The organism is Streptomyces sp. NPDC025784 (genome assembly GCF_055558435.1).
In genome coordinates, this window is sequence record NZ_JBVHMN010000035.1 from 39,950 (window position 1) to 50,381 (window position 10,432).

Genomic DNA, 10,432 nt, shown 5'->3' on the forward strand with positions numbered 1-10,432 from the left:
TCACGCACATCAGGGGCATGACGCGATTCTGCCCGGCGGGCCTAATGGAGATGTGGTTCACGAACCCCGAAGGTCACGACATGAAGACCGGCAGGGGTGACGACAGAATTTCCGAATTTCCGCCCTTTCTTCTTTCTTCTTTCTCAATGGACGTGATTTCAGTGACTCACCGTTCCGTCTCGCAGCGCCTTCTGATGCTCACCGCCCCGACCGCCTTGGTGGCGGGCGCGGTACTGCTGCCCACCAGCGCTCTCGCGGCCCCGGCAACCCCGCACTCCGTGAACGTCACCATGAACGCACAGGGAGCCGAACGCAGGGCTCACGATCTCGGCACCGGTGTTTCCCCCGTGAAATGGAAGGAGGCCACCGACGACCCCAGCGGCATCGCGATCAAGCTGCCCGGAAAGCCGAAGTTCCAGAACCTGAAGGGAATCTTTGGCATTCAGGCGCGTCACTATTCCGTTCGTACATCGGACGGTGTCATGTATTTCATGGTCGTCGACATCAAGGCGACGGGGCCGGGGGACCTCCAGGAACTTGTCGAGGGCACCCGGCAGGGAATGGCCGAGAGGTTCGGCGATACCGCCATCACCAGTGAGAAGCGCCTCACGGTCGATGGTCACACCGCCGTCGACGCGCACTTGAACTCCATGACGGGCAAGCGGATGGTCATCACCACGCGTGTCGTCGCCGTCGACGACCGCATCGTCCAGGTCGTGACCGTCGGTCCCAAGGCGCACGAGAAGTCGGTGGACAAGGCCCAGGCGCAGGCCGTCGCCAGCCTCCGTCTCCCTTGATCCCACCCCGAACCGTCGACCTGGCTTGCGAGACGCGGCCAGGTCACGGTCGTCGTCACCCCGGCGGCCGGACCGTACGGTTCGGGCCGCCAGGACGCCGAGTGCCGCTGATCGAAAAGCCGCTCGACTAGTCGAAGAGCTTCTTGACGACCCGCGCGGCCGCCTCGCTCTCGGCGGCCGCGGGTGACAACTCGCTCAGCGTGTCGAGGTCCGTGTCGGCCTGCAGTTCCTCTTCCCAGGCGGCGGCAAGCTTCTCCTGCTCCTCGCGCGGCTGCTTCTGGACGTACTCCCGGGCCTGTGGGGTCAGAGCGTCGAGGAATCGTTCCACGGTGTCGATGGCCATGCTGTCCTCCTTGATCACGGGATGTGCCGGTTCTGCGGACACTGTCCAAGAGTGATCGCCACGGATGCCGCGCGGTCGACGCCCTGGCCCAGTAGGACCCGAACGGACGCAGCCCGGGCGGAGGCCGGCTGCTCGACGGCCGGTCGTCTCCAGGAGGACAGGGGCCTGACTCGGCACCCTGGATCACAGACTGTAGCCGCCCGACACCTCGATGTTCTGGGCGGTCACCCAGCTACTGTCCTCGGAGAGCAGAGCGGCGATCACCTTGCCGATGTCGTCCGGTTCTCCGACCCGGCCGAGTGCCGTCTTCGCCGCGAGCGCCGAGGCGACCTCGGGGAACCGGGCGAAGGCGTCGTCGGCGATCCGGGTGCGGGTCGAGCCCGGAGACACGGCGTTGACGCGGATGCCGCGCGTGCTGAACTCCTTGGCCATGTAGCGGGTCAGTACGTTCAGGCCGCCCTTCATCGAGGCGTAGGCCGAATAGCCCGGCTCCGGACCCGACATCGTCGCCGAGCTGCTGCTCGTGTTGACGATCGCTCCGCCGTTCTCCATGAGCGGCAGCAGCTTCTGGGTGAGGAAATACGGTCCCTTGAAGAGAACCCGCATCAGCCGGTCGAACACTTCCTCCGTGGTGTCCTCGAACAGCGCCGTATGGGCGATGCCGGCGTTGTTGACCAGGTAGTCGAACGTGGCGCGGTGCCAAGTGTTCTGAAGTGCCTCGACCACGCGGTCGTGGAAGTCCGGGAAGACGCCGGTGTCGCCGACGTCCAGCGGGAGCGCGACGGCCGTTCCGCCCTCCTTCTCGATCGCGGCCGCCGTCTCCAGCCCTCCTCGCGCGTTGTTGCCGTAGGTCAGAATCACTCCGGTTCCGCGCTGGGCGATCTGCAGGGCCGCGCTCTGGCCGATACCCGAGCTGGCGCCGGTGACGATGGCCACCTTCATGATGTTCTCCTTTGCGGCAGGAAGCCTTTGGATGCCCGGAATTCCTTCTCGTGGATTCCGGTGATTCCATTCAAGCGGCCTGACCTGCACAATCGGTAGAACAAAGCTCGCGACCCCTTGCACGATCCTCTCGCGCACAAGAGTCCGTGCCGGGGCGTGTGCTGCAATGGGGGCATGCATCTCGACGAGCTGTGCGCCCTGCTGGACCGGCATGCGCGGCCCGATTGGACCACCGCCATCGACGGTGTCCTCATCTCCAAGGTGGAGCGGCCCGACCCGCCGTCGCCGTCGATGTCCGGCACGGTGCTGGCGGTCATCGCCCAGGGCGCCAAGCGCCTCGCGCTGGGCGAACGGGTCCATGAGTACGGCGCCGGTCAGTATCTCGTCGCCTCCGTCGACCTGCCCGTCACCGGACACTTCACCGAGGCCGGCCCTGGACATCCGGCGCTGGGGTTCGGACTCACCCTCGACCCCTCCACCATCGCCGAACTGCTGCTGCAGGCCGGGCCGGGCGACGCCCCCCGAGCCGGGCAGGGCGCGCTGCCGGCCATCGCCGTCAGCGATGCCCCGGGAGAACTGCTCGACGCGGTCGTCCGACTGTTGCGCCTGCTCGATCATCCCCGCGACAGAACGGTGCTCGCCCCACTGGTCAAACGCGAGATCGTCTGGCGGCTGATCACCGGCGAACAGGGCGGCATCGTGCGCCAACTCGGCCTGGCCGACAGCAGTCTGAGCCACGTGGCGCGAGCCGTGCGGTGGATCCGCGAGCACTACGCGGAGCCGATCCGGGTGGAGGACGTGGCACGGCTGTCCGGGATGAGCGTCTCCGCCTTCTACCGCAACTTCCAGGCGGTGACCGCCATGAGCCCCATCCAGTTCCAGAAACAGATCCGGCTCCAGGAGGCCCGCCTCTTGCTGGCCACCCACTCCGACGACATCACGGGAGTCGGGCACCGCGTCGGGTACGACAGTCCGTCACAGTTCAGCCGCGAGTACCGTCGCCAGTTCGGCGCACCGCCCAGTCAGGACGCCGCCAACCTGCGCCACAGCCCGCCGGTCGCCGCGGGCGCCCTTCCCTAGCGCATCGGGAGCTCCGCCTCGTGCGCAGTGATGAGGAAATGGAAAAGGCAAGGAGAACTCCGCTCCTTGCCACTCTCAACTTATAGCGCACTGGGGGGCTTGCGGCAAGGCCCCGGTCGTACTGCAGAATCGCTGACCTCAGCCAGAACCTGCAGAAAATGGAGATTCACGAATTGCGTGGGCTTTTGTCAGCCAGTGAGGCATGCGGCCGCGAAGAGCGGGCGGCGGAATTCACGCCGCGGCCGCGGCCACTCGACACCGTCGTCCCCGGGTGCGCTCCGGCGTACGCCGCGGACGCCACCACGGAACGGGGCTGATGACGTGAACCCTCTGACCACCAGTGCGTTCGATCTCCCCGAACGTCTCTCCCCGAAGGCCGACCCGGCGTTGATCGGCGGCGACGAACAGCACTTCGCGGCCATCGCGGAGACCCTCGAGCAGACGATCGCCGAACTGTCCGACCGCCTCGACGCCGAGCTCAAGGCGCCCGGCGGCATGGGACGGCAGGCGATGGAACGGGACGCGGAGATCCACCGGCTGACCGGTCGGCTGCGCACCCTGCGCCGCTTCGGTCTGGACCTCTGCCTCGGACACGTCGTCCGTGCGGACGACCCCGAACCCGTGTACATCGGACGGCTCGGTCTCACCGACAGCACCGGTCGCCGGCTGCTGCTCGACTGGCGCTCGCCTGCCGCAGCTCCCTTCTTCGCGGCCACCCACGCCAACCCGGCCGGTCTGACGAGCCGCCGCAGGTACCGCTGGACCGACGGCCGGATCAGCGACTACTGGGACGAAGTGTTCACCGCCGAAGGGCTCGAAGGGCATGCGGCCCTCGACGACCAGTCCGCCTTCATCGCCAGTTTGGGCGGCAACCGGTCGTCACGGATGCGGGACGTGCTCGCCACCATCCAGGCCGACCAGGACGCCATCATCCGGGCCGGATCCCGCGGCGCGCTCGTCGTCGACGGCGGTCCGGGCACCGGCAAGACCGTCGTCGCCCTGCACCGCACCGCCCACCTCCTCTACTCCGACCCGCGCCTCGGTCATCGTCGGGGCGGTGTGCTGTTCGTCGGCCCGCACCGGCCCTACCTGGCGTACGTCGCCGACGTGCTCCCGAGCCTCGGCGAGGAGGGCGTGCAGACCTGCACCCTGCGCGATCTTGTCGCCGAAGGGGCGACAGCCACGGTGGAGACCGACCCGGAGGTGGCCCGCCTGAAGTCGTCCGCGGACATGGTGAAGGCGATCGAGGCGGCCGTCAGGTTCTACGAGGAGCCGCCCGCCGAGGCGATGACGGTCACGACCGACTGGGCCGACATCCGGCTCACCGCGGACGACTGGGCCGAGGCGTTCCGGGCCGCGGGATCGGGCACGCCGCACAACGAAGCGCGCGACCAGATCTGGGAGGAGCTGGTCACCATCCTGCTGGACAAGTTCGACGGCGACGTCCCGCCCGACCGGTTCAGCAGATCGCTGCGGAACGACAAGGACCTGGTCGACACTCTCGACCGCGCCTGGCCGCTGCTCCAAGCGGCCGACCTCGTCGGAGACCTGTGGTCGGTACCCGCCTATCTGCGGATGTGCGCTCCCTGGCTCAGCCCCGATGACGTACGCGCACTGCGGCGCAAGGAAGCCCCCCATGCCTGGACCGTGTCCGACCTGCCGCTCCTGGACGCGGCGCGGCAGCGGCTCGGCGACCCGGAGGCGGCAGTGCGCAAGCGCCGGCAGGAGGCCGTCATGGCCGCCCAGCGCGAGCGCATGACACAGGTCGTCGACAACCTGATCGAGGCCGCGGCCTCCTCCGGTGCCGACGGTGACGACGGCGAAGGCCTGGTGAGGATGTTGCGCGGCCGGGACGCCGAGGTCAGTCTCGTCGACGAGTCCGAACTGCCCACCGCCGACCGGGATCTGCTCGCCGGCCCCTTCGCGCACATCGTCGTGGACGAGGCGCAGGAACTGACCGACGCGGAGTGGCAGATGCTGTTGCTGCGCTGTCCGTCCCGGAGCTTCACCATCGTCGGGGACCGCGCCCAGGCGAGGCACGGGTTCACGGAGTCGTGGCGGGAACGGCTGGAGCGGGCCGGGCTCGAACGGATCACCATGGCCTCCCTGAGTATCAACTACCGCACGCCGGAGGAGATCATGGCGGAAGCCGAACCGGTCATTCGTGGTGTCCTCCCGGACGCCAACGTGCCGACGTCCATCCGCAGCAGTGGCGTCCCCGTCGTCCACGGATCCGTTGCGGAGCTGGACGCGGTCCTCGACACCTGGTTCTCCGCACACGCCGACGGGATCGCCTGCGTCATCGGTGATCCCACGTTCCGCGCGACGCCCCGCGTCCAGTCGCTGACCCCCGAGCTGTCGAAGGGGCTCGAGTTCGACCTGGTCGTCCTCATCGATCCGGAGGACTTCGGCGAGGGCGTAGAAGGTGCGGTCGACCACTATGTCGCGATGACCCGAGCGACCCAGCAACTCGTGATACTCACCAGCTCCTGACGCCTACCCGGTCGCCATGATCGCGGCCCTGCGCTCATGGGGACGAGGGACCGCCTACGAAGAAGGAGACGGTCCCTCGTCGCTCGGCCAGGCTCTCCTGCCCCGAGCCGTCAGACGCCTTCCGCGCCCTGCCGGTCAGGTCCCTTCCGCCCCTCGTCACCTGCCACTCGCTCCAAGGCGCCACCCGCCGCGCCGCGTTCTTCTCCTCCGGAGCCCGCCAAGCGCCGCTCCAGCGGCCGGATCGCCACGCTCGCCGTCAGCGCCAGACCGCCCACGACCACCCAGGGCAGTACCCGGTCGACGCCGTACAGGACACCGAACAGGCCGGGCGTCACCATGTCCGCAGTCGCGAACGAGTACTGGAACGCGGCGAGATACGTCCCTCGCATCCCCTCGGGCGCCGCCTCCGCCGAGAGGGCGTTCGAGGCCGGTCCGTGCAGCATCTCCGCCGTCGCCCACAGCAGCATCACCAGCGCCAGACAGCCGACCAGCAGCGCGCCGCGCGGCAGTAGCACCGCCAGGGCCGCGGCGCCGCACCAGATCGCCCACAGCCGGCCGGCCCAGGCCATCGCCCCGCCCCGGGAGGTGCGCCGCCGGACACGGCGGGTGGCCTCGGCCGTGCACGTCGCCACGACCGCCGTGGTGATCGTGAAGAAGACACCGACGGTCCACCCGGGCGCGTGCAGCCCGCGGACCACGTAGACCGGTGTCGCCACGGCGAGGAAGACCGTGCAGATGTTGAACAGGATGTTCACACCGATCAGTTCCAGATACGGCCGGTTGCGCAGCAACTGGCGCACCCCGTCCGGGGATTCACCGCCGACCTCGGGAGCCGGCCGCCGCGCACCGCGCACGAACAGCCCGACGGCGACCGCCGCGACGACGAAGGAGATCGCGTCAGCGAGCACCATTCCCCGGTACACGTGCCGCGAGTCGGTCGCGAGCAGGACGCCCGCGAGCACCGTGCCGATGCCTGTGCCGGCCGCCCGGATCATGCCGGCCCGTGCGAACCACTGGTCCTTGGCGTCCCCGTCGGCCTGTTCGGCGATCAGCGTGAAGACCGACGACCAGTACACGCGCAGGCCTGCCGACTCGACCAGCGCCGCGAGGAACAGCGACACCGGACCGGTCACCCCGAGATACAGGAAGAACCCGACGGCCTGCGACAACTGCCCCGCGACCACCACTGGGCGCGGCCCGACGCGGTCGACGATCCGCCCGACGAGCAGTGGCAACAGGAGCGAGCAGGCCGTGGCCGCGGTCAACAGCAGACCGACGTCCGCCTCCGACAGGTCCGTGACGGCGAGGAAGTAGACCATGGACAGCGGGAGGAAGAGCCCGGTGCCGACGGCGTCCACGGCCAACGCCGTCGGAATCGCCCAGGCGGCGCCGTCGCGGACGGTGCTCGTTCGCACTGGGCGGGCCTCCTCGTGTCGGGTCACAGGGATCTCCCGGAAGCGGCGGCTCCCGCCCGGCGGGGGCAGCGGACCGCGTTGCCCCTGCGCCGAGGTCCCCGTGCCGCGCGATCCGCGAGTTCAACGTTGTAACCGCAGGCGCGCACCGACGTCAACGGAGTTTCGCCCAGCCCTTGCCGGAGCCCGACGACAGCAGGCCGCGGAGCGCGCCCGCCGGTGGAGCGGCAGTGCGTGTGGTCCGGGCGATCGGAATCGCCCGGACCACCATCACGATGCCGGAGCGGCCTGGGGCTACCTGGCGAGCTCGGCCGGCTCGTCCAGCCGCGTCAGCTTCCGGGGGTTTCGCATCACGTAGATCCGGGTGATCCGCCCGTCCTCCACCGCGAGGCTGACCGCGGACGGCTCGCCGTCGAACTCGATACGCCCCGCCGGCGCGCCGTTGAGCCACACGGCCGTCGTCGTGAGCGCCTCGACCACCCGGTTCGCGCGGGCCAGCAGCTCGGCGACCGCCGCTACCCCGTGGATCGGATCGAGGGCGGCGGCCACGACCCCGCCTCCGTCGGCGATCATGACCACGTCCGGTGCCATGACCTCCATCAGCTCCTGCAACTGCCCGGTGCGCAAGGCCGTCAGGAACCGATCCACGACGGCCTGCTGCTCCGACCGGTCCACCTGGACCCGGGGCCGCCGGGCCGCCACGTGTTCGCGGGCCCGCCGGGCGATCTGCCGCACGGTGGCGGCGGACTTGCCGATGGCCTCTGCGATCTCGCCGTACGGCAGGTCGAAGACCTCGCGGAGCACGAACACCGCGCGCTCGGCCGGACCGAGCGTTTCGAGGACGGTCAGCATCGCGATCGAGACGCTCTCCGCGAGTTCGACGTCCTCGGCGACATCCGGGCTGGTCAGCAGCGGTTCCGGCAGCCACTCGCCGACGTAGTCCTCGCGACTGCGTGACAGCGCCCGCAGCCGGTTGAGCGCCTGCCGTGTGACGATCCGGACCAGGTAGGCCCGCGGGTCACGCACCTGTGTGCGGTCGATGTCGGCCCACCGCAGCCAGGACTCCTGCAGCACGTCCTCCGCGTCGGCCGCGGAGCCGAGCATCTCGTAGGCGACCGTGAACAGCAGGCTGCGATGGGTGACGTACGGGTCCTCGGTCATGCGGGCGACGCCACGCCGGACTTCGCCGGGCGTGCGGCCAGCGGGATCTCGCAGGCGTCGGAGAAGCCCTGCGACTGGACGCCGTTCGCCACATTGGCCCTCGTCGCCAGGTTGACGAAGGCGATGTGCGCGGTGAGCTCGACCATCGCCGCCGGGCCGAGCCGGCCGAGCAGGCTCGCGTACATCTCGTCGGTGACGGTCGGCGGTGTGTTCGTCATGGCCTCGGCGTACTCCATCACGTCCCGCTCCAGCGGGGCGAACACGTCCGACTCACGCCACCGCGGCACCTGGCTCGCCTTGGGCAGGTCCAGGTTCGCGTTCTGCGCCTGGAAGTAGCCGACGTCGAGGCACCAACTGCAGCCGACCTGTGCCGCGACGGCCATGTGCGCGAACGACTTGAGGCTCGCGTCGGCCGAGTCCCAGGCGCCCACCTTGCCTCCGAACTCCAAGTTGGCCTGGGCGACTTCCGGAGTGTGCCACAAAACCTCGACATTCTCGGGCACGGCACCGAACTGCTTGATCATGTTCGCCTTGAGCTCGGCGGGGAGCTCGGCCTTCGGGACGCGCAGCGTCATGGTGTTCTCCTTGTCCGTGTGCCTGTACGCCTGTGTGGCTGTTCGGCATGAAGACACCACCGGGCCCGCGAATGTGACATCGAACAGCCGCGCACGACCGTGCCCTGCGGGAGGTGTCCGCCCCGGGGCCGACCGGACGCGCGCTCGTGCGGCCCGCGCCCGGTGCCGCGTGTGCGGTGGCCGACCTGGCGCGTACCCGGTGCGCGGAGCCTTCCTGGAATGCCGCCGACCAGCGGTTCAGGAGGGGGACTCATGAGATGCACGCGGCTCGTGGGGGTCTTGGCGGCGCTCGGTCTGGCGGTGGGCTGCGGAAGTCCGGACGGGCCTGATCCAGGGCCGAGCGGATCCTCCGCACGGTCCGTACGGGCCCTCTCCCGCCCGCTGACCCCGCCGTTCGCGGCGCTCCCGGCCGGTGCCGACCGATCGTTCCGGTTCGCGGTGGATCCGGGAGAACTGGACAGATTGTACGTACGGGAGGTGCAACTCCACGTCGGTATCAGCGGCACGGCGTCCGGTGCCACGGAACGCTCCCACGCCACCGCACCGGCCGACGGCTTCTCCCTCCGCTGGCACAGGTGCGGCCGAAGAGCTCCGGAAGCGGGCGGTGTTGTCGAACACCGCTCGCTCCCACGCTCCCGGCCGGTCGTGGCGTGCGCGAGCGAGCTATCCCCGTCGGCCGGACGGCGGAGGCTTCGACTCGTGACGTGCGGTCAACTCGTAGCCCTCGTCCCGGGCAGTCGGTCGCCGACGGTCTCGCAGGCCAGGTTCCCTGCGGTCTCTCCGCCCCTCTCCCCGGACTTCCTGCTGTCTGGTGGCCGTGGTGAGGAGCCGATCGGGATCGGGTAGTCCCGGCACCGACACCCAGGCGCGTATCCCTTCGTCGGGTGGGCCGTCGACGGTGACTTGGGCGTAGTCGACGGCGGTGGCCGGCTGGAGGACGGATCGGAAGGTGGCGTCCGAGATCAGGAGGGCCAATGGGAACCCGGGTTCGGCACCGAGCGCGTCCCTGAGCACCGGAGCGTCGATCATTCTGGCGACCTGGTTCAGCGCGGTCCCGGTCCATCCCCGGCCGTCGCGCGCCACCGGGCCCGTGTGCACCGCCGCCCGGAGCCGCAACTGCCCCTGGGGCGAGGCCACTTGATTGTGGTGGCGCAGTTCCTCCTGCAAGGCGCGAGGCAGGGTGTCCAGCACCTTCGCCAGGGCGACGGACGGCGGGAAGAGTGCGACCAGGCCGTCGCCGCGGTCCTCGATGCCGACGTCGTCGGACTGAATGCCGTACGAGCGGACGGCGTTGTCGAAGATCTCGTGCAGCCTTCTCCGCAGGTAGTGCTGCACAGGTGTGCTGGAGCGGGCGAACTGCTCGATGTCCAGCGCCAGGAGCGTGCACCATGTCGGGGCTTCGAGGCCTGGCGCGAGGAGCAGTCCGGCGCGCGCCGGACCGCGCGACGGCGGGCGGAATTCGCCTATGGTCCAGGAACGGCGGCCTGGTGGGGCGGCGCTCTCGAACGCGAGAGGCGCTGTCGCGTCGCCGCCTTCGGCCGCCGCCTGGGCGTCGGCCTCGCGGGACTTGATGACCTGCGCCTGGTGCTGCTCGAAGCGCTGCTGCGCCTCGGCGTACTGGCGCTCCCA

Annotated in this window: 9 protein-coding genes; 3 read left to right on the forward strand and 6 right to left on the reverse strand. The window is 69.6% G+C overall.

Features of this window, described 5'->3' with window-relative positions; translation table 11 throughout:
- The first annotated feature begins 80 nt into the window (after nucleotides 1-80).
- Nucleotides 81-797, forward strand: coding sequence for a hypothetical protein (locus tag ACZ4IF_RS43670; protein WP_467574620.1), 717 nt, complete (start codon nucleotides 81-83; stop codon nucleotides 795-797).
- Nucleotides 798-924: 127 nt separating this feature from the next.
- Here ACZ4IF_RS43670 and ACZ4IF_RS43675 read toward each other — a convergent pair whose 3' ends face one another.
- Together ACZ4IF_RS43675 and ACZ4IF_RS43680 are read right to left on the reverse strand one after the other, a co-directional pair.
- The gene (locus ACZ4IF_RS43675; protein ID WP_359502953.1) at nucleotides 925-1,140 is read right to left on the reverse strand and encodes a hypothetical protein; all 216 of its coding nucleotides are present in this window, start codon (nucleotides 1,138-1,140) and stop codon (nucleotides 925-927) included.
- A gap of 183 nt (nucleotides 1,141-1,323) precedes the next feature.
- Nucleotides 1,324-2,082, reverse strand: a complete 759-nt coding sequence (locus ACZ4IF_RS43680; RefSeq protein ID WP_467574622.1) for an SDR family NAD(P)-dependent oxidoreductase — start codon at nucleotides 2,080-2,082, stop codon at nucleotides 1,324-1,326.
- A gap of 174 nt (nucleotides 2,083-2,256) precedes the next feature.
- On the opposite strand from ACZ4IF_RS43680, the gene ACZ4IF_RS43685 reads away from it, so the two are divergent.
- Together ACZ4IF_RS43685 and helR are read left to right on the forward strand one after the other, a co-directional pair.
- Nucleotides 2,257-3,162, forward strand: coding sequence for an AraC family transcriptional regulator (locus ACZ4IF_RS43685; RefSeq protein WP_467574625.1), 906 nt, complete (start codon nucleotides 2,257-2,259; stop codon nucleotides 3,160-3,162).
- A gap of 321 nt (nucleotides 3,163-3,483) precedes the next feature.
- Nucleotides 3,484-5,655, forward strand: a complete 2,172-nt coding sequence (gene helR, locus ACZ4IF_RS43690; protein ID WP_467574628.1) for an RNA polymerase recycling motor ATPase HelR — start codon at nucleotides 3,484-3,486, stop codon at nucleotides 5,653-5,655.
- A gap of 110 nt (nucleotides 5,656-5,765) precedes the next feature.
- On the opposite strand, the gene ACZ4IF_RS43695 is transcribed toward helR, so the two are convergent.
- The 4 genes from ACZ4IF_RS43695 to ACZ4IF_RS43710 all read right to left on the reverse strand — a co-directional run.
- Nucleotides 5,766-7,070, reverse strand: a complete 1,305-nt coding sequence (locus ACZ4IF_RS43695) for an MFS transporter (RefSeq protein ID WP_467574630.1) — start codon at nucleotides 7,068-7,070, stop codon at nucleotides 5,766-5,768.
- 291 nt (nucleotides 7,071-7,361) lie between these two features.
- A complete protein-coding gene (locus ACZ4IF_RS43700) occupies nucleotides 7,362-8,228 on the reverse strand; it encodes an RNA polymerase sigma-70 factor (RefSeq protein ID WP_467574633.1) in 867 nt (288 codons plus the stop codon).
- Nucleotides 8,225-8,803 (reverse strand): carboxymuconolactone decarboxylase family protein, encoded by a 579-nt coding sequence (locus ACZ4IF_RS43705; protein WP_467574636.1) that lies wholly within the window; start codon nucleotides 8,801-8,803, stop codon nucleotides 8,225-8,227. Before ACZ4IF_RS43705 ends, ACZ4IF_RS43700 begins: the two co-directional genes overlap by 4 nt.
- A gap of 663 nt (nucleotides 8,804-9,466) precedes the next feature.
- A partial coding sequence (locus tag ACZ4IF_RS43710; protein ID WP_467574645.1) for a nucleotidyl cyclase domain-containing protein occupies nucleotides 9,467-10,432 on the reverse strand: 966 nt, incomplete at its 5' end.